The organism is Achromobacter sp. CF-sbj1-Ac2-l (assembly GCF_052698165.1).
The window spans coordinates 2112620-2134247 of the sequence record NZ_CP199855.1 but is presented as its reverse complement, the minus strand read 5'-3'; the positions used below and the strand labels follow the sequence as shown (position 1 = coordinate 2134247).

The following is a 21628-nucleotide window of genomic DNA, read 5'->3' as shown; positions in this document are numbered from 1 at the left end:
CATGTTGCTCAAGCTATCCACCCGACTCCTGCTGGCGGCCCTGCTGCTGCTGGCCATCCTGGCGCTGACCGCCTGCGCCAAGGACATCCCGGTCTACACGCCGCCGTCCGAACGGCCCGTGGCGGCCGCCGAACAACCCTGGGTCCAGGGAAATTTCCTGGCCCTGGCCTACCACGACGTCGAGGACGACGACCCCGACCAGGGCTTTCTGAGCGTGCGCACCGACCGCCTGGTCGACCAACTGGCCTGGCTGCGCGAAAACGGCTACCAGGCCGTCTCCGTCGACCAGATCCTGGCCGCGCGCCAGGGCGGCAAGCCGCTGCCCGAGCGCGCGGTGCTGCTGTCGTTCGATGACGGCTACCGCAGCTTCTACACCCGCGTGCTGCCGATCCTGAAGGCCTACCGCTGGCCGGCGTTGCTGGCGCCGGTGGGCACCTGGATGGATACTCCCGCGGACAAGCGCGTGGACTTCGGCGGCAGCCCCGAGCCGCGCCAGCGCTTCCTGAACTGGGACGAAGTGCGCGCCATCTCGCAGTCCGGGCTGGTCGAGATCGCCGCCCATACCGACGCCTCGCACTACGGCGCGCTGGCCAACCCGCAGGGCAACACCGAGCCGGCCGCCGCGATCCGCGCCTACGACGCCAAGACCGGCCGCTACGAGACCGAGGCGCAATTCAAGGCCCGCATGGGCGGCGACGTGCGCGCCATCAGCCGCAAGATCGAACAGGTCACCGGCAAAAAGCCGCGCGTCTGGGTCTGGCCCTACGGCGCCGAGGGCGGCAGCACGCTGCGCATCGCCGCCGACAACGGCTACCAGTTGGCGCTGACGCTGGAAGACGGCCCCGGCCGCCTCGGCCGCCTGATGTCCACGCCGCGCATGCTGCTGGCCAGCGACCCGCCGCTCAAGCCGTTCGCCAACAGCATCGTCGGCATGGAAGCCACCCCCTTCATGCGGGTCGCCCACGTCGACCTGGACTACGTCTACGACCCCGATCCGGCGCAGACCGACCGCAATCTTGGCGAACTGGTGCAGCGCATCCTCGACCTGCAGATCAACACCGTGTTCCTGCAGGCGTATTCGGACCCCACCGGCGACGGCCTGGTGCGCTCGGTGTACTTCCCCAACCGCTGGCTGCCGGTGCGCGCCGACCTGTTCAACCGCGCCGCCTGGCAGTTGCACAACCGCGCCAACGTCATGGTGTACGCCTGGATGCCGGTGCTGGCCTACGACCTGGACGCCTCGATCCCGCGCGTCACGCGCTGGCAGCCCGGCCAGGCCGAGGCGCGGCCCGATCCGGACCAGTACCGCCGCCTGTCGCCGTTCGACGCCACCGCGCGCGCCCGCATCGGCGACCTGTACGAGGACCTGGCGCGCCACGCCATTTTCGACGGCATCCTGTTCCACGACGACGCCGTGCTGTCCGACTTCGAGGACGCAAGCCCCGGCGCGCTGGCGGCCTACCGCGCCGCCGGCCTGCCCGGCGACATCGGCCAGTTGCGCGCCGACCCGGACACGCTGCAACGCTGGACGCGCGTCAAGAGCCGCGCCCTGGTCGACTTCACCGCCGAGCTGACCGACCGCGTGCGCGCCGTGCGCGGCCCGCAGATCAAGACCGCCCGCAACATCTTCGCCATGCCGATCCTGGAGCCGCAGTCGGAAACCTGGTTCGCGCAGAACCTGGACGACTTCCTGGCCGCCTACGACTGGACCGCGCCCATGGCCATGCCGCTGATGGAGAACGTCCCCAAGGGCCAGGAAAACGCCTGGCTCGACCGGTTGGTCGACGCCGTGGCGCGGCGCCCCGGCGCGCTCGACCGGACCGTGTTCGAGTTGCAGGCGCGCGACTGGCGCACCGGCCCCGGCCGCCCCGAGGCCACGCCCGTCGACACCGCGGTGCTGGCCGGCTGGATGCAACGCCTGCAACTGCGCGGCGCCCGCAGCTTCGGCTACTACCCCGACGATTTCTCGCAAGACCAGCCCCGGTTGCAAGGCATCCGGCCCGCCATCTCCGAAGCCTGGTATCCCCTCCGATGATCGACCGTCTGATTGCCCTGATTATCCTGCTGGCGGTGCTGGGCGCGCCGTTCGGCTTCACCATGATGCTGACCGGCCAGGCGCTGCTGGGCTTCGTCTTCTTCTACCCGCTGTTCATGTCCGGCATGTGGATGGCCGGCGGCCTGTACTTCTGGTGGCATTGGGAACGGCGCTGGCAGTGGGGGCCCGGATCGGCGCCGCCGGCGCTGGCCGGCGATCCGCTGGTGTCGATCCTGGTGCCCTGCTACAACGAAGCCGACAACGGCGAAGAGACCCTGCTGGCCGCCCTCAACCAGCGCTATCCGAACATCGAGGTCATCGCCGTCAACGATGGTTCCAGCGATGGCACCGGGGCCATGCTGGACCGCCTGGCTGAACAGCACCCCCGCCTGCGCGTGGTGCACCTGGCGCAGAACCAGGGCAAGGCCATGGCGCTGCGCATGGGCGCGCTGGCCGCGCGCAGCGAATACCTGGTCTGCATCGACGGCGACGCGGTGCTCGATCCGGACGCCGCCGCCTACCTGGTGGCGCCGCTGATCGACAACCCGCGCGTGGGCGCCGTCACCGGCAACCCGCGCATCCGCACCCGCTCGACCCTGATCGGCCGCGTCCAGGTGGGCGAGTTCTCCTCCATCATCGGCCTGATCAAGCGTACCCAGCGCGTCTACGGCCAGGTCTTCACCGTGTCGGGCGTGGTCGCCGCCTTCCGCCGCGCCGCGCTCGACCGGGTCGGTTACTGGAGCCTGGACATGATCACCGAAGACATCGACATCAGTTGGAAGCTGCAGCGCGACCACTGGTCGATCTTCTACGAACCGCGCGGCCTGTGCTGGATCCTGATGCCCGAGACGCTGCGCGGGATCTGGAAGCAGCGCCTGCGCTGGGCGCAGGGCGGCGCCGAGGTGTTCCTGAAGAACCTGCGCTCGATCTGGAGCTGGCGCCACCGCCGCCTGTGGCCGCTGATGCTGGAATTCTGCCTGTCGACCGCCTGGGCCTTCGCCTTCGGCATCTCGGTGCTGCTGTGGCTCATCAGCCAGATCGTGACCCTGCCCAACAACATGCACATCGCCAGCCTGATGCCGCCCGCCTTCACCGGCATGATGCTGGCGATGGTGTGCCTGCTGCAATTCGCCATCAGCATCCTGATCGACCGCCGCTACGAGCCGGGCCTGTGGCGCGCGCTCTACTGGGTCATCTGGTATCCCCTGGCCTACTGGATGGTGAGCCTGCTCACCACCCTGGTCAGTTTCCCCAAAGTCATGCTGCGCAAGCAGGCCGAGCGCGCGCGCTGGACAAGCCCCGACCGCGGCATCAAATCACCGGACGCATCATGATCATCACGACCAAACGCTCGCGCGCGGGCTATCTGTTCGACCTGCTGCTGACCGCGGTCGGCTGGCTCGCCTTCGTCTACCTGTTCGGCGCCGGCATCGTCGCCATCCTGCGCGGCGCGGCCAGCGGGCCGCAGGCGCCGCTCTGGCCGACCTTCCTGCCGACGCTGCAGACGCTCGGCAGCTACGCCGTGCTGGCCCTGCTGAATGCGGCGGTGCTGGTGCTGTGGGCGGCCTACAACCACCTGCGCTTCGGCGGCAAGGACCGCCGCCAGCCCATCGCGCCGCTGGACGATCACCGGCTGGCGCTGAGCTTCGCCGTCACGCCGCGCCAGATCGCCCAACTGCGCGCCGCCCGCGTCGCCGTCATCCATCATGGCGGCGACGGCGAGATCCAGGCCATCGAGGCGGCCCGCCCGCGCCTGGCCGCCGTGCCGGCGGCCTGAGGGCGGATAGCGCCCGGAGCGCGCGGGCGGCCGTCACGGGCCGTCGCGCGCCCCCGCTCCTCAGGCGCGCTTGCGCTCCACGTCCGGCAGCAGCACCGCCACGATGCCCAGCAGCGGCAGATAGGCGCACACCTGGTACACATAGCCGATGCTGGTGGCATCGGCCAGCTTGCCCAGCGCCGCCGCGCCCAGCCCGCCCATGCCGAAGGCGAAGCCGAAGAACAGGCCGGCGATCATGCCGACCTTGCCCGGCACCAGTTCCTGCGCGTACACCACGATGGCCGAAAAAGCCGACGCCAGCACCACGCCGATGATCACCACCAGCACGCCGGTCCAGAACAGGTTGGCATGCGGCAACAGCAGCGTGAACGGCGCCACGCCCAGGATCGACACCCAGATCACGATCTTGCGGCCGATGCGGTCGCCCACCGGCCCGCCCACCACCGTGCCCACCGCCACCGCGGCCAGGAACAGGAACAGGTACAACTGCGCCTCGCGCACCGACAGCGCGAACTTGTCGATCAGGTAGAAGGTGAAATAGCTGTTCAGGCTGGCCAGGTAGAAGTACTTCGAGAACACCAGCAGGCCCAGCACGCCCAGCGCGCCCAGCACCTGGTTGCGCGTCAGGCCGTGGCCGCTGCCCTCGCGCCGGGCGCGCGGCTTCAGGCGCACGCGGTTGGCGCTGTACCAGCGGCCGATGCCGGTCAGCACCACGATGCCGAACAGCGCCGCCAGCGAGAACCAGGCCACGCTGCGCTGGCCGTGCGGAATGATGAACAGCGCCGCCAGCAGCGGCCCCAGCGCCGAGCCGACGTTGCCGCCCACCTGGAACAGCGACTGCGCCAGCCCGTGGCGCCCGCCCGAGGCCATGCGCGCCACCCGCGACGACTCGGGGTGGAACACCGACGAGCCCGTGCCCACCAGCACCGCCGCCACCAGCAGCCAGCCGAACGACGGCGCCACCGACAGCAACAGCAGCCCCGCCAGCGTGAAGCCCATGCCCACCGGCAGCGAATACGGCTTGGGATTGCGGTCGGTGTAGAAGCCGATGAACGGCTGCAGCAGCGAGGCCGCCAACTGGTACACCAGGGTAATCAGGCCGATCTGCGCGAAGGACAGGCTGAACGAATCCTTGAGCATGGGATAGATGGCCAACAGGATCGACTGGATCATGTCGTTCATCAGGTGCGCCACGCTGATCGCGCCCAATACCGCGAACGCGGTGGAAGGATCGGCAACGGCGGGACTCGGCGCGGGCGCGGCGGACGCGGTGCGGTCCGGCAACGCGGCGGCGGGATTCTGGGCGGAGTTCATGGATAGGGAACGAAAAAAGAAAACGGGAATGCGTCCGACCTCACGCCGGGGCCTGGCCAGTGTAGGAACGGCGCGCTTCCAGCGTCTGACATTTTTCGTCGAGAAAGTGACAAAATAGCGTTTCCCCCACCATGAAATCGGCTTCCTCCTTTTGTCGGAAGTGACACCATGCCCACCCGGCCCGCGCGCCTCGACCCGGCTCGCAGCATCGACGCCCAGGACTACCAGGACCGCCCCCGCGACGTGACGGCGATGGCCAAGGAATTCGCCGCCGGCGCCCGCACCGGCGCCCACTCCCATCCGCGCGCCCAACTCATCTACGCCGTCGAAGGCGTGATGCGCGTCACCACGCCAAGCGGCTTCTGGGCCCTGCCGCCGCTGCGCGCGCTGTGGGTGCCGGCCGGCGTGCCGCATGGCGTCGACATGATCGGCGCGGTCTCGATGCGCTCGCTGTACATCCATGCCGACGCCGCGCGGGCCTATTGGCCGCAATGCCAGGTGATCGAGGTCAGCGGCCTGCTGCGCGAACTGATCCTGGCGCTGACCGCCGAGCCCATCGACTATCCGCTGGGCGGACGGGCCGGGCAGGTGGCCGCGCTGATCCTGTCCGAACTGACCGCCGCCCGCGTGGTGCCCATCCAGATCCCCTGGCCGCGCGACCGCCGCCTGCAGACGATCTGCGAGGCCATCCTCGACCGGCCCGGCCTGCAACGCGGCATCGAGGGCTGGGCCGGCGAGGTCGGCGTCAGCGCGCGCACGCTGATCCGGCTGTTCCAGGCTGAATTGGGACTGAATTATCGGCAATGGGTGCAGCAGGTCCGCCTGGCCGACGCCGTCTGCCGCCTGTCGCTGGGCGTACCCGTGGCGCGCATCGCCGCCGACCTGGGCTATCGCAGCCCCAGCGCCTTCAGCGCCATGTTCCACCGCGCCCTGGGCGCGCCGCCGCAACGCTATCTGCGGGCGAATGTCGCATGACACTGCAACCGGCCTTGCCGTTTGTCACGGCGCGCAATACATTTCAGCGCGCGCTTGCAGCCGGCCGCTGCGCGAAACCCGCGCGGCGCGTATGCTCAAACCCGTCCCCATATGCCTTGCCCGTGGCGCGAACCGTCCCCGCGGGCAAGTTTGGTTACCGAAACCTTCCGGCCCCGTCGCCGGTCTATAGCGTTCTGCCCTAGAATCGCCAGCAATGAGCACCCCCCAGCAATCCTCCGCCAACCCGGGCGGCAAATCGGGCTTTCCCTGGAAACGACTCCTGATCAAGGCCGGCGTCGCCGTCGCCGGCCTCGGCGTCTGCGGGGCGCTGCTGGTCGGCCTGGCGCTGGCGATCGCCTGGCCCAGCCTGCCGGACCTGCACGCCATGACCGACTACCGGCCGCGGGTGCCGCTGCGCATCTACACCGCCGACAAGGTCCTGATCGGCGAATACGGCGAAGAACACCGCAACGTGCTGCGCTTCGACGAAATCCCGGCGGTGATGCGCCAGGCCGTGCTGGCGGCCGAGGACGACCGCTTCTACCAGCACGGCGGCGTCGACTGGATGGGCATGGTGCGCGCCGTGCTCGTGAACCTCGTCAAGCAATCCAAGACCCAGGGCGGCAGCACGATCACCATGCAGGTGGCGCGCAACTTCTACCTGTCGTCCGAAAAGACCTATTCGCGCAAGTTCTACGAACTGCTGCTGACCTACAAGATTGAATCCGAGCTCACCAAGGACCAGATCCTCGAGCTCTACATGAACCAGATCTACCTGGGCCACCGCGCCTACGGCTTTGCAGCCGCCTCGCGCACCTACCTCGGCAAGCCGCTGTCCGAGGTCACGCCGGCCGAGGCCGCGATGCTGGCCGGCATTCCCAAGGCGCCTTCGCGCTTCAACCCCATCACCAACTTCCCGCGCGCCGAGATCCGCCAGCACTACGTGCTGGGCCGCATGAAGACGCTGGGCTACCTGACGCCGGAACAGACCGAAGAAGCCCTCAAGCAGCATGTGGTGATCCGCGGCGCCGACGGCGCCAGCCTGCGCGGCTTCGCCATCCACGGCGAATACCCGGCCGAACTGGCGCGCCAGTTGATGTACGGCGTGTTCCAGGAGCAGACCTACTCCAAGGGCATCGACGTCTACACCACGATCGACTCCAAGGACCAGGAAGCCGCCTACCGCGCCGTGCGCGACGGCGTGCTGGACTACACCCGCCGCGCGCCCTACCCCGGGCCGGAAGACCAGATCGAGCTGCCCGACGGCGTCGAAAAGGATGCCGCGGCATTCGACGACATCCTCGACGGCGTGCAGGACAAGACGCCCGACAGCGAAGACCTGCTCACCGCCGTGGTGCTGGCCGCCAGCCCGCAGGAAGTGACCGTGGCGCGCAGCGCGCGCGAGATCATCACCATTTCCGACAAGAAGGCGCTGGCCGTGGTGGCGCGCGCCCTCAACCCCAAGGCCGGCGACAGCCAGCGCATCCAGCGCGGCTCGGTGGTCTACATCCACAAGAACGGCAACGGCTGGGAAATCATCAACATGCCGGCGCTGCAGGCGGCGCTGGTGTCGATGGTGCCGCAGGACGGCGCCATCCGCGCCATGATCGGCGGCTTCGACTACAACCGCGGCACCTTCAACCGCGTCACGCAGGCCTGGCGCCAGCCGGGCTCGAACATCAAGCCGTTCGTCTACGCCGCCGCCCTGGAGCGCGGCCTGACGCCCGCCACGCAGATCTCCGACCAGCCCTTCATGCTGACCGCCGCGCAGACCGGCTCGAAGGACTGGCAGCCCAAGAACGACGGCAACCGCTACGAGCCGATGCTGACGCTGCGGCAGGGCCTGTACAAGTCCAAGAACATGGTCACCATCCGCATCCTGCAGGCCATCGGCCCGCAGTACGCGCAGGACTACCTGACCCGTTTCGGCTTCGACAAGGCGCGCTGGCCGGCGGTGCTGCCGCTGGGCCTGGGCGCCGGCGGCGCCACGCCGCTGCAGGTGGTCAACGGCTACAGCGTGTTCGCCAACGGCGGCTACCGCGTCACGCCCTACCTGATCGACAAGGTCACCGACCGCTCGGGCAATGTGCTGATGCAGGCGCAGCCGGTGGTGGCGGGCGACGCCGCCGCGCGCGCCATCGACCCGCGCACCGCCTGGGTCATGGACGACATCCTGCGCGGCGTCACCACCAGCGGCACCGCGGCGCGCGCGCACCAGGTGCTCAAGCGCAACGACATCGGCGGCAAGACCGGCACCACCAACGAAGCGGTCGACGTCTGGTTCTCCGGCTTCACCCCCACCCTGGCCACCACGGTCTGGATGGGCTTTGACCAGCCCAAGTCGCTGGGCACCAACGAATTCGGCAGCGGCCTGGCCCTGACCACCTGGCTCGACTACATGCAGCCGGCGCTCAAGGGCGTGCCCGAGGCCAAGCCGGCGCCGCGTCCCGACGGCCTGCTGGTGGACAACGGCGAATACTATTTCAACGAATTCCCGCCGGGCCAGGCGGTGGCCTCGCTCGACCTGTCCAGCGGCGACCCGCTGACCGACTTCCTCAACAACAACCGCTCCACCGACGGCGTCGACAACTCGGTGCGGCCCCTGCCCGCGCCGGGCGCGACGCTGCCGCCGGCGACTCAGCCCCAGGCGGGCGCGCCGCAGCAGACGCCCGTGCAGCAGACGCCCGCACAGCCGGCGCCGGGCCAGCAGGCGCCGGTGGCGCAGCCGATTCCGATCCCGGCCGCGGGCAGCGGCACGCTGGGTGGCGCCTTGGGTGGCGCTTCCGGGGGCAACCCGGGCGGCGACGGCGGCAACACCCCGATCCCGCCGATCCCGGTGCCGCGCGTCGACGCCGACATCCCGGCCCGCGCCCGCGCCAGCGCCGTCAACGGCACCGGGCCGCTGGCCGCGCGGCCGCTCTAACCCCCCCGATCCGCCCGGGAAAGACCGGCTTGCCGGTGCGCGCGCGGATCAACTATGATCCGGAATAATTCGCATTCCGGATCATGGGATGCGCCGCGCCAACGCCACGCCAGTCCATCATGTCCGCGACCGGGACCTCCCCCCATCCCATCGAAGTGCTTTACGGTGACCACCACGGCTGGCTGCGCGGCTGGTTGCGCAAGCGGCTGGGCAACGCCTTCGATGCCGCCGATCTGGCGCACGACACCTACGTCCGCATCCTGGCCTCCGGCGCCACGCCGCAGCCGGACCAGTCCCGCCGCCACCTGACCCAGATCGCCAACGGTCTGCTGATCGACCTGTATCGCCGCCGCGGCATCGAAGCCGCCTACCTCGAGGCCATCGCCGCGCTGCCGGTGGCGCTGGCGCCGTCCGAGGAAGTCCGCGCCCTGGCGGTCGAGGCCCTGATCGAAGTCGACACCATCCTGCACAAGCTGCCGCCCAAGGCCCGCATGGCGCTGCTGCTGTGCAAGCTCGACGGCCTGAGCTACCGAGAGATCGCCGAACGGCTGCACGTGTCCGTCTCCTCGGTCGAGAAGTACGTCGCGGCGGCGCTGCTGGCGTGCTACCAGGCCCTCTACGATGGCGCGCACTGACGCGGCCGCCGGCCAGGGGCCGGCGATCGATCCCGCGGTCGTGCGCCGCGCCTCGGCCTGGATGGCGCGGCTGTGGTCGGGCGAGGCCAGCGCGGCCGATCGCGCGGCCTGTGACGCCTGGCTGGCCGCCCATCCCGATCACCTGCGCGCCTGGCGCCGCCTGCAGGTCATGGACGCCAAGCTGGCCGGGGTCTCCGAGCCGGCCTCCCGCACGGTGCTGCTCGACGCCCGTCCGCAGGCCTATGCCGCGCGCCGCAAAGCGCTGCGGACACTGGGCATCGCGGCGGCCGCCACCGCCGGGGCTACCCTGCTCTGGCGCGAAAGCGGGCGCTGGGGCATGCTGACCGCCGACCACCGCAGCGCCGTCGGCGAGATCCGCGACATCACCCTGGCCGATGGCTCCCGCGTCGTGCTCGACAGCGGCTCGGCCATCGACGTGCGCTTCGACCGCCACGAGCGCCGCATCCTGCTGCTGGCCGGGGAAATCCTGGTGTCGACCGCTGTCGATGCCCAGGGCAGGCCGTTGCGCGTGCAGAGCCGGCAAGGCGTGGTGCAGGCGCTGGGCACCCGCTTCACCCTGCGCGATGCCGGTCCGCAGGCGCACCTGGCGGTCTACCAGGGCGCGGTCGACGTCTATCCCGGCGCGGCCACCCAGGCGGTCCTGCGGGTGCACGAGGGCGAGCGCACGCGCTTCGACCCGCAGCGCGCCGAGCCGCCCGCCGCGGCGCGCGAGGCCGACGCCGCCTGGACGCGCGGCGTGCTGCTGGCCGAGGACATGCGGCTGGCGGACTTCACCGCGCGGCTGGCCCGCTACCGCAGCGGCTTCCTGCGCTGCGACCCGGCCGTCGCCGAGCTCCGCGTCACCGGGGTCTTCCCCCTGCGCGACACCGACCGCGCCCTGCACAACCTGACGCTGGGCGTGCCGGTCGACATCCACACGTTCAGCCGCTATTGGGTCACCGTCGGCCCCCGGGCAGCACGCTAGGGCGCATCGACCGCCAGAAGCGCCCCGCGCAAACCCTGGCCCCTGTTGCAATTTTTGTTGGCGCGGCATTGAGGAAATCGCCCGCTCGGCCGGAAGACATAGCAGTCGCAACACTTTCTTCCGTACTTTCTGGGATCGACCCGATGGCGAGCCGCCACCTTTCCTCTCCGTTCCGCATCACCGCGCCCCTCTCCGCGCGGCCCACCGCCTCCCGCCTGCTCCCGCGCCGCGCCGCGCTCTGCCTGGCGCTGGGCGGCGCCCTCCTGGCCACCTCGCCGGCGCCAGCCCAGGTAGCGCCTGCGCCCGCCGGGACGCAGACACCGGTGCGCACCTACCAGATCCCATCCGGTCCGCTGGACCAGACCCTGACCCGCTACGCCAGCGAGGCGGGGATCGAGCTGTCGGCCGACGGCGCCCTGACCCGCGGCAAGACCAGCCCCGGCCTGAACGGCGCCTATTCCGTGCAGGACGGCTTCGCCACCCTGCTGCAGGGCCAGGGCCTGCGCGTCGTGCGCGGCGCCAACGGCGCCTATGCGCTGCGTCCGGCGCCCACCGCCGACAGCCCCGCCACGCTGCCGGCCGTCACCGTCACCGGCCGCCCCGAAACGGCCTGGAGCCCGGTGGACGGCTATGTGGCCAGCCGCAGCGCCACCGGCACCAAGACCGACAGCAGCATTCTCGAAACGCCGCAGTCGATCTCCGTCGTCACCGCCGATTTCATCCGCGAAACCGGCGCCTCGCGCCTGAAGGAAAGCCTGGCCTACACCCCGGGCATCAACACCCTGCCCTGGGGCGCCGACACGCGCTTTGACTGGACCATCATCCGCGGCTTCGACGCGCAGACGCCGGGCTACTACCTGGACGGCCTGCAGCTGCGCAACAACAACAGCTGGGCGGTCTGGCAGACCGAGGTCTACGGCGCCGAGCGCATCGAGGTGCTGCGCGGCCCGACCTCGGTGCTGTACGGCCAGAACGGCGCGGGCGGCATGATCAACGTCGTCAGCAAGCGCCCCACCGACGAACCCCTGCACGAACTGGAAGCGCAGGTCGGCGACCATTCGCGGCGCCAGGTGGCCGGCGACTTCTCGGGCCCGCTGGATGACAACGGCAAGGTGCTCTACCGCATCACGGGCCTGGCGCGCGACGCCGAGCTGCCCGCCAGCGGCCTGCCCAACGACCGGTTCTTCATCGCGCCGGCGCTGACCCTCAAGCCGTCGAGCGACACCACCCTGACCCTGCTGTCGCACTATCTGCGGGTGCGCGACGGCAGTTCCTACGGCAGCTTTCCCGAGATCGGCACGCAGCTACCCAATCCGAACGGGAAATTCTCGCGCAATACCTATGTGGGCGAACCGGGCTTCGACCGCTTCAACCAGGAACAGTGGATGGTCGGCTATCTGCTGGAACACCGCCTGAACGACACCTGGACCGTGCGCCAGAACACGCGCTACGGCTACACCAGCGTCGATTACCGCCAGGTCTACGTGCGCGGCGGCTTCGCCACGGTCAACCCCGCCAACCCGGACGACCCCGCCAACTTCCGCCTGCTGGAACGGTTCCCGTTCGGCAGCCAGGAAAACGCGCGGCTCTTCACCATCGACAACCAGGCGCAGGCCAAGGTCGCCCTGGGCGACTGGACCCACACCTTCCTGTTCGGACTGGACTACCAGCGTTCGCGCAATTACCAGCGCACCTACAACGACGGCGTGGTCGCGCCCATCGACGGCTATTCGCCGTCCTACGGCAGCCCGGTCGAGACCGCCGCGCCCTGGTTCGACGCCACCACCCGGCTGGCCCAGACCGGCTTCTACCTGCAGGACCAGATCAAATGGGGCAACTGGGTGGCCACGCTCGGCGGCCGCTACGACAAGGCCAGCGCGGACGTGGACAGCAACATCGACGGCTCCCGCACCAAGATCTCCGAGCACTATTTCAGCAAGCGCGCCGGCCTGGTCTACCTGCATCCGAGCGGCATCGCGCCGTACTTCAGCTACGCCGAATCGTTCTCGCCCACCGCCACCATCGACCCGGCGACCAACAGCCCGATGCGGCCGGAAACCGGGCGCCAGTACGAACTCGGCATCCGTTACGAGCCGCCCGGCGGGCGCAGCCGCTACAGCGCGGCGGTGTTCGACCTGCGGCGCCACAACTACATCACCTATACGCCCGAGTTCCTGCCCAAGCAGACCGGCGAGGTGCAGGTGCGTGGCCTCGAGCTGGAAGCCGCGTTCCGGCCGCTGCCGCAGATGAACGTGGTGGCCGCCTACACGTACACGCCCAAGGCCGAGGTCACGGCCAGCAGCACGCCCAGCGAAGTCGGCAAGCAGATGCAGGCGGTGTCGCGCAACCAGATCGCGCTGTGGACCGACTACCGCTTCGCATCCGGCATCAAGATCGGCCTGGGCGCGCGCTACACCGGACCGAACTGGGGCTACCAGGAGTCGGCCGCGGAGAAGCTGCCGGGCTACACGCTGTTCGACGCGATGATCGGCTACCAGGTACAGGGCTGGAACCTGGCGCTGAACGTGCGCAACCTGGGCAACAAGACCTATCTCAGCAATTGCAGCGCTGGCGCCTGCCGCTATGGCGATCAGCGCACGGTGCTGGCGACCGCGACCTACCGCTGGTAGGCGCGGCCGGATCGAGGGCGCGCGGCCCGCGTCAGCGGACCGCTTCCGTATCCGGCTCGGTCACCACCGCGCGCGGCCAGGCCTGCAGCGTTGCCAGGTCGAGGAAGGTGAAGTAGCCGTCCTTCCAGCCCTCGGTATCGATGTGATAGACGTTGCCCAGCGCCAGCGGCGCGGCCACGGGCGTGTGGCCCGCCACCACGGCGCGCACGCCGCGCACCCCGGTGCGGTCCAGTTGCCGCAGCCGCTCGCGCGACCACTGGCAGGCCGCGCTGGTGCGCTTGTAGCGGTCCTGCAGCGCCGATTCCAGGCGTGGCCAGAACAGCACCGGACAGTCCGCGTGCAGCAGCCCCACCGGACCGGCCGAGGTGTCCACCTCGATCGCGATGGGCAACTGCCCGAAGGCTTCCGCATAGACCTGCTGGCGGTCGGCAGGCAGGTCCAGGAACCAGCCGCCGCCGTAGCCGCGCCAGTTCACCACGTCCACCTGCCCGGTGCGCACGTGGCGCACGGCATAGTCCTCGTGGTTGCCCTGCACCGCGTAGAACCAGGGCTGCGCCAGCCACTCCAGCGCGGCCTCGCTCTCCGGCCCCCGGTCGACCAGGTCGCCAACGGAAAACAGCCGGTCGCGGCTGGCGTCGAACCCCATCCGCCCCAGGCTGTCCTGCAGGCGGGTAAAACAACCGTGCACGTCGCCCACCGCGAAATCACGGCCCAGCTCGTTGCGCGGCACTTTCAGAAAACGTTGCTGCATGATGATCCAGCCCGCCCAATCGGGCCCATGTTTCTTTTTAACCCGCTTTTATACGTCCCCGATTACACCTGGCTTTCACTCGCGCATTCGCAAAAATTGCGTTACGAGAATAGCTATTATTCGTGATAATGTTCCGTCTTTCCCAAAATCCATCCTGAAGGGGGCCGCGCCAGCCGCCCCGCCGTCGCCATGACCGCCGCCTCCACCATCAAAACCTGGTACCTGGTCCACAAGTGGACCAGTCTGGTCTGTACGATCTTCCTGCTCATCATCTGCCTGACCGGCCTGCCGCTGGTGTTCCACCACGAAATCGAGCACTGGCTCGACGATGCCAAGCCCTTGTCGGACGTGCCCGCCTCCACCCCGCCGGCCAATCTGGACACCCTGGTCGAGCGCGCCAAGTCCATGTATCCGGGCGAAGTGGTCGACTACCTGTTCTTCGATCCCGACGAGCCCCAGGTCTACGTTGGCATGGCCAAGAAGCCTGGCGACGGCCAGGTCTCCGGCCACGCGGTGCGCATGGACGGCCGCACCGGCGACGTGCTGCTCGATGGCCCGCTCTACACCGAAGACAAGTTCTCTTTCATGGGCATCATGCTGGCCCTGCACGTCGACCTGTTCGCCAGCCTGCCGGGCGAGCTGTTCCTGGGCTTCATGGGTCTGCTGTTCTGCATCGCCATCGTTTCCGGCGTGGTGCTGTACGGCCCCTTCATGAAGAAGCTGGAATTCGGCACCGTGCGCGCCGGCCGCTCCACCCGCCTCAAATGGCTCGACCTGCACAACCTGCTCGGCATCGTGACGCTGGTGTGGGCCTTCGTGGTGGGCCTGACCGGCGTCATCAACGAACTGTCCACGCCGCTGTTCCGCCTGTGGCAATCCACCGAACTGGTGCGCATCCTCGAACCCTACAAGGGCCAGGGCGTGCCCGCCGAACTGTCGTCGGCCCAGAGCGCGGCGGACACCGCGCGCAAGGCCCTGCCCGGCAACGAAGTGTCGTTCATCGCCTTCCCCGGCAACGCCTTCGGCAGTCCGCACCACTACATCACCTGGATGCGCGGCGCCACGCCCCTGACCTCCAAGATGAACACGCCCGTGCTGATCGACGGCCGCAGCGGCGAGCTGACCACCATCGCGAAAATGCCCTGGTACCTGACCGCGCTGGAATTGTCGCGTCCGCTGCACTTCGGCGACTACGGCGGCCTGCCCCTGAAGATCATCTGGGCCGTGCTCGATCTGATCACTATCGTGGTGCTGGTCAGCGGCCTCTACCTGTGGCTGGCGCGGCGCCGCGCCACCGAAGCCCGCATCGCGGAACTGGTGCGCAAGCACCAGGCCGCCGCCACCCCGCAACGGAGTCCCGCATGAACAAGAAATCCCCGCGCGGCTTCCTGTTCGTCTGGGGCGTGCCGATCCTCCTGGGCGTGCTCAGCATCTTCGGCCTGCTGGCGGCGCTGCTGGGCACCGGCGCCTGGCACTGGGCCTCGTGGACGGCACTGACCATCCTGCTGGTGGTCATCGTGCGCTACTGGTTCTTCCCGCCCAGGCAACCCGAGGCGTAGGGCCGGTCGATACGGGAATCCGCCTCGCGCAAGCCCCAGGCACGCCGGCGGCGCCCGCCGCCCGCGTCCGTCCTACTTGCCGAACTTCTCCGGATCGGGTCCCAGGCGAGGCCCTTCCTTGATGGCGTCGATCGCCGCCATCTCCGCGCCCGACAACTCGAAATCGAACACGTCGATGTTCTCGCGGATGCGCGCCGGCGTCACCGACTTCGGGATGACGATCAGGCCGTGCTGCAGATGCCAGCGCAGCGTCACCTGGGCCGGCGACTTGCCATGCTTGCGCGCCAGCTCCAGGATGGTCTTGTCCTGGGTGATCTTGCCTTGCGCCAGCGGACTCCAGGACTCGGTGGCGATGCCATGCCTGTCGTGAAAGGCCCGCAACTCGCGCTGCGCGAAGCCCGGATGCAGTTCGATCTGGTTGACCGCCGGCGTGACGCCGGTGGCATCGATCAGCCGTTCCAGGTTGGCCTGGGTGAAATTGGACACGCCGATCGAACGGGCGCGGCCGTCTTCCTTCATCTCGATCATGGCGCGCCAGGCGTCCACGAACTTGTCGCTGCCCGCCACCGGCCAGTGGATCAGATACAGGTCCACGTAGGCCAGGCCGAGCTTTTCCAGGCTTTCATCCATCGCCTGGTGGGCGGCATCGAACCCGTGCCTGTCGTTCCACAGCTTGGTGGTGATGAACAGATCCTTGCGCGCCACGCCCGCCGCGCGCAGCCCGGCGCCCACGCCGGATTCGTTGCCGTAGATCGCGGCGGTGTCCACCGAACGGTAGCCGGCCGCCAGCGCTTCCTTGACGCTGGCCGCGGCCTGGTCATCGGGCACCTGCCACACACCCAGGCCCAATTGCGGAATCTTGCCGCCGTCGTTCAGTTTCACTGTGGGTACCTTCGCCATAACACCCTCCGAAGCTTGCGACGCGACGCTCGCACGGCGAAATCGCGCCAGGTCGCGCAGCCAGGGATGTTGCCGGGCGTACCCCTGGCCTACCGTTGATAACGGGCCCGCCCTGCTGCGCCCGTATGGAAAAACCATGCGAAAACCGGATGGAAAACCCCCGGGAGTGATACGTCCATCCCAGGGGTTTTCAACTAGATCATAGCGCTGGTGCCCGATAATGGGCCTTTTCGGGGCCTGTCACCCCCCACTGGAACCCTGGCCCGCCCCGCCTGAGCAGCTCTCGCCCCCATGACCGCACCTGATTCCCGCACGCCCGGCCGCGGTGGCTTCGCCACCCTGCGCACCCTCTTTCCGTACCTCTGGCCGCCCGGCCAGGCAGGCCTCAAGGCGCGCGTGGTGGCCGCCCTGCTTTGCCTGTTCGCCGCCAAGGCGGCCACCGTGTACGTGCCGGTGCTGTACAAGCACGCCATCGACGCACTGGGCCAGGGCGCGCCGAGCGCGGTGACGGTGCCGCTGGGCCTGATCCTGGCCTATGGCGGCGCGCGGGTCCTGTCCCTGCTGTTCTCGGAACTGCGCGATGCCCTCTTCGCCCGCGTCGGCCAGCACGCCATCCGTTCGGTCGGCCTGCGCATCTTCCGTCACCTGCACGGCCTGGCGCTGCGTTTCCACCTGACACGCCAGACCGGCGGCCTGACCCGCGCCATCGAGCGCGGCACCAAGGGCATCCAGACACTGCTGTCGTTCCTGCTGTTCAACATCCTGCCGACCTTCTTCGAGATCGGCCTGGTCTGCATCGTGCTGTGGCGCATGTTCGACGCCTGGCTGGCGCTGGCCACCGGCGCGACGGTGATCCTGTACATGGCCTACACGCTGGCCGTCACCGAATGGCGCGCCAAGTTCCGCCGGCTCATGAACGAAACCGACTCTGAGGCCAACACCAAGGCCATCGAGAGCCTGCTGAACTACGAGACGGTCAAGTACTTCGGCAACGAGGAACACGAAGCGCGCCGCTACGACGCCTCGCTCACCCGCTACGAGCGCGCCGCGGTGCGCAGCCAGGTGAGCCTGTCGATCCTCAACGTCGGCCAGGCCATCATCATCTCCGCCGGGCTCACGCTGGTGATGTGGATGGCCGCCAACGGCATCGCCGCGGGCCGCTACACCCTGGGCGACTTCGTGCTGGTCAACACCTACCTGCTGCAGTTGTACTCGCCGCTCAGTTTCTTCGGCTTTATCTACCGCGAAATCAAGCAGGCCATGATCGACATGGAACGCATGTTCGAGCTGCTGGGACAGGACCGCGAAGTGGCGGACCGCCCGGACGCGCAGCCGCTGCGCGTGGAAGGCGGCGCGGTCGAATTCCGCGACGTGCGCTTTGGCTACGACGAACGCCGGCCCATCCTCAAGGGCGTGAGCTTCACGCTGCCGGCCGGCAAGACCGTGGCCGTGGTCGGCACCTCGGGCGCGGGCAAGTCCACCATCGCGCGGCTGCTGTTCCGCTTCTACGACGCCGACGCCGGCGCCATCCTGGTCGACGGCCAGGACATCCGCGACGTCACCCAGTCCAGCCTGCGCGCCGCCATCGGCGTGGTGCCGCAGGACACCGTGCTGTTCAACGACACCATCCGCTACAACATCGGCTACGGCCGTCCCGGCGCCACCGACGCCGAGATCGAGCACGCCGCCCGGCTGGCGCACATCCACGACCTGATCATGGCCATGCCCGACGGCTACCAGACCATGGTGGGCGAACGCGGCCTCAAGCTGTCCGGCGGCGAAAAGCAGCGCGTGGCCATCGCCCGCACCCTGCTCAAGGACCCGGCCATCTTCCTGTTCGACGAGGCCACCAGCGCGCTCGACACCCGCACCGAGCGCGACATCCAGGCCAACCTGCGCGAAGTCAGCCGCGGTCGCAGCACGCTCATCATCGCCCACCGCCTGTCCACCGTGGCCGATGCCGACGAGATCATCGTGCTGGAGGATGGCCGCATCGCCGAACGCGGCCGCCACACGTACTTGCTGGCCGCGGGCGGCCTGTATGCCGCGATGTGGGCGCGGCAGCAGGAAAACACCGCCGCGCCGGCCGATTGACAAGCCCCGCCCCCTGACCCAAGATCGCACCCTTTGATTCCAAGGCCTTCCATGCAGGATTCCCGTATCGCTCCCGAAGTCCGCGTCTGCGCCGCCACCGACCTGGTCAATGGCGGGCTGGGCGTCAAACTGCCGGTCTCCGACAGCGCGGGGCAGACCACGGCGTTCTTCGTGCGCTACCAGGACCGGGTCCATGGCTATCTGAATCGCTGCGCCCACGTGGGCGTGGAACTCGACTGGGAAGGCAGTTTCTTCACGCGCGCCGGCGACCTGATCATGTGCGCGCGCCACGGCGCCACCTACCAGCCCGACACCGGCCTGTGCGTGGGCGGTCCCTGCAAGAACGGGCGCCTCACGGTGCTGACGGTGCAGGAGCGCGACGGCGCCGTCTACTGGCAGCCCAGCGGCAAGGTCCAGCCGCTGGCCAGCGGCGGCTGATACGTCAGGCGCGGGCCGGTTCGGCCGCCTGCGCCGGTTCGGCGCGATCGGCATAGCGGCGCGCCAGCACCGCGCAGACCATCAACTGCATCTGGTGGAAGATCATCAGCGGCAGCACCACAATGCCCATCTGCGAGGTGCCGAACAGCACGGTGGCCAGCGGAATGCCGGACGCCAGCGACTTCTTTGAGCCGCAGAACACCAACGTGATCTCGTTCTCCTTGGACAGTCCCAGCTTGCGGCTGCCCCACGTCGTGATCAGCAGCACCGCCCCCAGCAGCAACGCATTGACCAGCACCATGGTCGCCAGGTCGATCGCCGGGAACGCGTGCCAGATGCCCTGCGCCACCGCTTCGCTGAACGCGGTATAGACCGCCAGCAGGATCGAACTGCGGTCCACTTTCGACAGGATGCGGCTGTTGCGCTGCGCCCAGGCGCCGATCCACGGCCGCAGCAGGCTGCCCACCGCGAACGGCAGCAGCAGCTGCAGCAGGATGCGGCCGGCATCGGCCAGGCCGTGGCCCCCGCCCTGGCGATGCAGCAGCACCGCCACCAGCAGCGGCGTCAGCACCGTGCCCAGCAGGTTGGAGGCAGTGGCCGCGCAAATGGCGCCCGGCACGTTGCCACGCGCCATCGACGTGAAGGCGATCGACGACTGCACCGTGGAGGACAGCGTGCACACGAAGATCACGCCCAGCCACAGCGACGGCGTCAGCAGCCCGGGAAACACGGCCCGCAGCGCCAGTCCCAGCGCCGGGAACAGGATGAAGGTGCAGCCCAGGATCAGCGCATGCAGCCGCACGTCCTTGACCCCGGCCACGATCGCGTCCGTCGACAGGCGCGCGCCGTGCAGGAAGAACAGCAGCGAAATCGCCACGTTGCTGGCCACCATCATGAACGACGCGCCCTTGCCCACGGCGGGGAAAAAGCTGGCGAACGCCACGGTGGCGATCAGGATGAGGGTGAACTGGTCAGGCAGGAAGCGGCGCATGGCGGGAGGTTTCCGGGAAGGTTGCGGAAACTATAGGCGCGCCGCTTGCTATCGTGAAGGCCGCTGGTTACTTTAGCTGCTATCGGACTTTCCTATAAGCAGGCCGCCATGCTCAATCCGCTCTGGCTCAAGACCTTCGCCGCCGCCGCGGGCGCGCCCAGCTTCAGCGAGGCGGCGCGCCGCCTCGGCCTGACCCAGCCCACCGTCAGCGAACACATCCGCCAACTGGAGCTGGCGCTGAACCGCCGCCTGTTCCTGCGCGACACCCACTCGCTGGCCCTGACCAGCGACGGCCGCAGCCTCTTGGTGCATGCCGAGATCATCCTCGACGCGCACGAGCGCGCCGAACGGCTGTTCGACGCCCCGCGGCTGCGCGGCCGCGTACGGCTCGGCACCTCCGACGACCTGGCGATGGGGCCGCTGCCCGACGTGCTGGCCGCGTTCCGCCAGGCGCATCCCGAAGTGGAACTGGACATCACCATCGGCGTCACCAGCGACCTCTACCGCCTGCTGGACGACAACGGCCTGGACGTCATGATCGGCAAGCGCCGCCGCGGCGACCGCCGCGGCCAGACCCTGCACAAGGAGGCCCTGCTGTGGCGCGCCAAGGAAGGGCTGCGCCTGGCGCCCGACGCGCCGCTGCCGCTGATCCTGCTGCGCGAGCCGAGCGTCACCCGCACCCTGGCGCTGGATGCGCTGGCGCGCGCCGGCCGCGGCTGGCAGATCGTCTGTACCAGCACCAGCTATGCCGGCTGCCAGGCGGCCGCCCGCGCCGGCCTGGGCATCACCGTGCAGCCTTCGCACCTTTCCACCGCCGGGCTGGCCGCGCCGGCCGGCGCGCTGGCCCTGCCGGCGCTGCCGCAGGTCGAATTCATCGTCATCTCGGCGCCCACGCCCAACAAGCCCACCCGGGCCTTGACCGAGATCCTGATGCGCAGCTCGCTGACCTGAACCCCTCTCCATCGGCCTGGCCTGGCGTCCCGGCCCGGCCGGCGCGCCACGCGCAGCGCGAATGGCCGCCGCTCAAGCCCCCGGCCGGGTGTGCCGCACGCTGCCTTGCAGCGGCTGCGGTTGCTTGAGCAGGTTAAGGATCGGGCACCACTGCTCCACCGCCTCATGCACCGCCCGCACCGCCTGCGGATCGGCCGGCGACACGATGTGCGCCGTGTAGCGGATGTTGTGCGGGTAGAACGGCACCTTCTCATAGCCCGGCTTGCCGCCGCGCGGATCCAGGTCGCCTTCGATCTCGACTTCCAGCGAGTCCAGCGGCAACTCCAGCTCGGCCGCCTTGATCAGGAAGATGTGCGTCAGGCAACTGCCCAGCGATCCCAGCAGCAGCTCCGGCGAACTCGGCCCCAGGTCGTAGCCGGCGAAATCCGCCGGGCTGTCGCTCACCACCTGATGGTCGCGGATGCGTATGCGGCGCACGCCGCTGCGCCCTTCGGCGCTGACATGCGCGCGCAGCTTCACCGGCGTCACCGTGCCCGGATCACGCGCATTGCGCGCCAGCACCGCCTCGCGCTTCTGGCCCAGGTATTCGTTCAACGTACTCATCTTGCCTGCCTCGCGGTAGTAAAGGGTGAAAGGAAAAGATGCCCGGCCGCCACGCCGCGCGATGGCG

Annotated in this window: 18 protein-coding genes; 13 read left to right on the top strand and 5 right to left on the bottom strand. The window is 69.0% G+C overall.

The genetic code is table 11. The features are described from left to right. Window position 1 precedes the first annotated feature (1 nt). Genes pgaB through pgaD form a run of 3 tightly spaced genes read left to right on the top strand, consistent with a single transcriptional unit; the run spans window position 2 to window position 3812 of the window. Window positions 2–2035, top strand: a complete 2034-nt coding sequence (gene pgaB, locus ACUDCK_RS09845) for a poly-beta-1,6-N-acetyl-D-glucosamine N-deacetylase PgaB (RefSeq protein ID WP_175167688.1) — start codon at window positions 2–4, stop codon at window positions 2033–2035. After that, complete coding sequence (gene pgaC / locus ACUDCK_RS09840; RefSeq protein ID WP_054503820.1) at window positions 2032–3369, top strand: poly-beta-1,6-N-acetyl-D-glucosamine synthase; 1338 nt, start codon at window positions 2032–2034, stop codon at window positions 3367–3369. The genes pgaB and pgaC overlap by 4 nt, the downstream gene beginning before the upstream one ends. Beyond that, on the top strand, window positions 3366–3812 hold the full coding sequence (pgaD, locus tag ACUDCK_RS09835) for a poly-beta-1,6-N-acetyl-D-glucosamine biosynthesis protein PgaD (RefSeq protein ID WP_024068435.1): 447 nt from the start codon (window positions 3366–3368) through the stop codon (window positions 3810–3812). Before pgaC ends, pgaD begins: the two co-directional genes overlap by 4 nt. Window positions 3813–3872: 60 nt before the next feature. On the opposite strand, the gene ACUDCK_RS09830 is transcribed toward pgaD, so the two are convergent. Next, window positions 3873–5126, bottom strand: coding sequence for an MFS transporter (locus tag ACUDCK_RS09830; protein ID WP_054503821.1), 1254 nt, complete (start codon window positions 5124–5126; stop codon window positions 3873–3875). Between the two features lie 168 nt (window positions 5127–5294). Between ACUDCK_RS09830 and ACUDCK_RS09825 the strand changes: the two genes are divergently transcribed. From ACUDCK_RS09825 to ACUDCK_RS09805, 5 genes are all read left to right on the top strand, one after another. Next, window positions 5295–6101 (top strand): AraC family transcriptional regulator, encoded by an 807-nt coding sequence (locus ACUDCK_RS09825; RefSeq protein ID WP_175167687.1) that lies wholly within the window; start codon window positions 5295–5297, stop codon window positions 6099–6101. 214 nt (window positions 6102–6315) lie between these two features. Next, window positions 6316–9024: a penicillin-binding protein 1A gene (locus ACUDCK_RS09820; protein ID WP_175167686.1), complete on the top strand. Its 2709-nt coding sequence runs from the start codon at window positions 6316–6318 to the stop codon at window positions 9022–9024. Between the two features lie 119 nt (window positions 9025–9143). Next, window positions 9144–9659 (top strand): sigma-70 family RNA polymerase sigma factor, encoded by a 516-nt coding sequence (locus tag ACUDCK_RS09815; protein WP_175167685.1) that lies wholly within the window; start codon window positions 9144–9146, stop codon window positions 9657–9659. Continuing rightward, window positions 9646–10644 (top strand): FecR domain-containing protein, encoded by a 999-nt coding sequence (locus ACUDCK_RS09810; protein ID WP_244976918.1) that lies wholly within the window; start codon window positions 9646–9648, stop codon window positions 10642–10644. Before ACUDCK_RS09815 ends, ACUDCK_RS09810 begins: the two co-directional genes overlap by 14 nt. Before the next feature lie 143 nt (window positions 10645–10787). Then, complete coding sequence (locus ACUDCK_RS09805) at window positions 10788–13274, top strand: TonB-dependent siderophore receptor (protein ID WP_175167684.1); 2487 nt, start codon at window positions 10788–10790, stop codon at window positions 13272–13274. A 31-nt stretch (window positions 13275–13305) separates the two neighbouring features. On the opposite strand, the gene ACUDCK_RS09800 is transcribed toward ACUDCK_RS09805, so the two are convergent. After that, a complete protein-coding gene (locus ACUDCK_RS09800) occupies window positions 13306–14025 on the bottom strand; it encodes a metallophosphoesterase (protein WP_054503825.1) in 720 nt (239 codons plus the stop codon). Between the two features lie 189 nt (window positions 14026–14214). Between ACUDCK_RS09800 and ACUDCK_RS09795 the strand changes: the two genes are divergently transcribed. Then, the gene (locus ACUDCK_RS09795) at window positions 14215–15390 is read left to right on the top strand and encodes a PepSY-associated TM helix domain-containing protein (protein ID WP_054503826.1); all 1176 of its coding nucleotides are present in this window, start codon (window positions 14215–14217) and stop codon (window positions 15388–15390) included. Next, complete coding sequence (locus tag ACUDCK_RS09790; protein WP_054503827.1) at window positions 15387–15584, top strand: hypothetical protein; 198 nt, start codon at window positions 15387–15389, stop codon at window positions 15582–15584. The genes ACUDCK_RS09795 and ACUDCK_RS09790 overlap by 4 nt, the downstream gene beginning before the upstream one ends. A 72-nt stretch (window positions 15585–15656) precedes the next feature. Here ACUDCK_RS09790 and ACUDCK_RS09785 read toward each other — a convergent pair whose 3' ends face one another. Beyond that, window positions 15657–16484, bottom strand: a complete 828-nt coding sequence (locus ACUDCK_RS09785; protein ID WP_049074951.1) for an aldo/keto reductase — start codon at window positions 16482–16484, stop codon at window positions 15657–15659. A gap of 291 nt (window positions 16485–16775) precedes the next feature. On the opposite strand from ACUDCK_RS09785, the gene ACUDCK_RS09780 reads away from it, so the two are divergent. Both ACUDCK_RS09780 and ACUDCK_RS09775 read left to right on the top strand, forming a co-directional pair. After that, window positions 16776–18578 (top strand): ABCB family ABC transporter ATP-binding protein/permease, encoded by a 1803-nt coding sequence (locus tag ACUDCK_RS09780; protein WP_175142953.1) that lies wholly within the window; start codon window positions 16776–16778, stop codon window positions 18576–18578. Between the two features lie 51 nt (window positions 18579–18629). After that, window positions 18630–19016, top strand: a complete 387-nt coding sequence (locus ACUDCK_RS09775) for a Rieske (2Fe-2S) protein (RefSeq protein WP_175142952.1) — start codon at window positions 18630–18632, stop codon at window positions 19014–19016. Between the two features lie 4 nt (window positions 19017–19020). Here ACUDCK_RS09775 and ACUDCK_RS09770 read toward each other — a convergent pair whose 3' ends face one another. Further along, complete coding sequence (locus ACUDCK_RS09770) at window positions 19021–20007, bottom strand: bile acid:sodium symporter family protein (protein WP_116792086.1); 987 nt, start codon at window positions 20005–20007, stop codon at window positions 19021–19023. A gap of 108 nt (window positions 20008–20115) precedes the next feature. On the opposite strand from ACUDCK_RS09770, the gene ACUDCK_RS09765 reads away from it, so the two are divergent. Next, window positions 20116–20958 carry a LysR family transcriptional regulator gene (locus tag ACUDCK_RS09765; protein WP_054503831.1) on the top strand — a complete coding sequence of 281 codons (843 nt, stop codon included), beginning with the start codon at window positions 20116–20118 and terminating at the stop codon, window positions 20956–20958. A 72-nt stretch (window positions 20959–21030) separates the two neighbouring features. Here the strand turns inward: ACUDCK_RS09765 and ACUDCK_RS09760 are convergent, their stop codons facing one another. Beyond that, on the bottom strand, window positions 21031–21561 hold the full coding sequence (locus ACUDCK_RS09760) for an OsmC family protein (RefSeq protein WP_064528671.1): 531 nt from the start codon (window positions 21559–21561) through the stop codon (window positions 21031–21033). Window positions 21562–21628: the final 67 nt, after the last annotated feature.

What these genes read in the sequence shown, in the direction of transcription:
- ACUDCK_RS09800 (WP_054503825.1), bottom strand. Translation starts at nt 14,025, where the DNA reads ATGCAGCAACGTTTTCTGAAAGTGCCGCGCAACGAGCTGGGCCGTGAT.
- ACUDCK_RS09805 (WP_175167684.1), top strand. Translation starts at nt 10,788, where the DNA reads ATGGCGAGCCGCCACCTTTCCTCTCCGTTCCGCATCACCGCGCCCCTC.
- pgaC (WP_054503820.1), top strand. Translation starts at nt 2,032, where the DNA reads ATGATCGACCGTCTGATTGCCCTGATTATCCTGCTGGCGGTGCTGGGC.
- ACUDCK_RS09820 (WP_175167686.1), top strand. Translation starts at nt 6,316, where the DNA reads ATGAGCACCCCCCAGCAATCCTCCGCCAACCCGGGCGGCAAATCGGGC.
- ACUDCK_RS09785 (WP_049074951.1), bottom strand. Translation starts at nt 16,484, where the DNA reads ATGGCGAAGGTACCCACAGTGAAACTGAACGACGGCGGCAAGATTCCG.
- ACUDCK_RS09775 (WP_175142952.1), top strand. Translation starts at nt 18,630, where the DNA reads ATGCAGGATTCCCGTATCGCTCCCGAAGTCCGCGTCTGCGCCGCCACC.
- ACUDCK_RS09765 (WP_054503831.1), top strand. Translation starts at nt 20,116, where the DNA reads ATGCTCAATCCGCTCTGGCTCAAGACCTTCGCCGCCGCCGCGGGCGCG.
- ACUDCK_RS09780 (WP_175142953.1), top strand. Translation starts at nt 16,776, where the DNA reads ATGACCGCACCTGATTCCCGCACGCCCGGCCGCGGTGGCTTCGCCACC.
- ACUDCK_RS09825 (WP_175167687.1), top strand. Translation starts at nt 5,295, where the DNA reads ATGCCCACCCGGCCCGCGCGCCTCGACCCGGCTCGCAGCATCGACGCC.
- ACUDCK_RS09790 (WP_054503827.1), top strand. Translation starts at nt 15,387, where the DNA reads ATGAACAAGAAATCCCCGCGCGGCTTCCTGTTCGTCTGGGGCGTGCCG.
- ACUDCK_RS09815 (WP_175167685.1), top strand. Translation starts at nt 9,144, where the DNA reads ATGTCCGCGACCGGGACCTCCCCCCATCCCATCGAAGTGCTTTACGGT.
- pgaB (WP_175167688.1), top strand. Translation starts at nt 2, where the DNA reads ATGTTGCTCAAGCTATCCACCCGACTCCTGCTGGCGGCCCTGCTGCTG.
- ACUDCK_RS09810 (WP_244976918.1), top strand. Translation starts at nt 9,646, where the DNA reads ATGGCGCGCACTGACGCGGCCGCCGGCCAGGGGCCGGCGATCGATCCC.
- ACUDCK_RS09760 (WP_064528671.1), bottom strand. Translation starts at nt 21,561, where the DNA reads ATGAGTACGTTGAACGAATACCTGGGCCAGAAGCGCGAGGCGGTGCTG.
- pgaD (WP_024068435.1), top strand. Translation starts at nt 3,366, where the DNA reads ATGATCATCACGACCAAACGCTCGCGCGCGGGCTATCTGTTCGACCTG.
- ACUDCK_RS09830 (WP_054503821.1), bottom strand. Translation starts at nt 5,126, where the DNA reads ATGAACTCCGCCCAGAATCCCGCCGCCGCGTTGCCGGACCGCACCGCG.
- ACUDCK_RS09795 (WP_054503826.1), top strand. Translation starts at nt 14,215, where the DNA reads ATGACCGCCGCCTCCACCATCAAAACCTGGTACCTGGTCCACAAGTGG.
- ACUDCK_RS09770 (WP_116792086.1), bottom strand. Translation starts at nt 20,007, where the DNA reads ATGCGCCGCTTCCTGCCTGACCAGTTCACCCTCATCCTGATCGCCACC.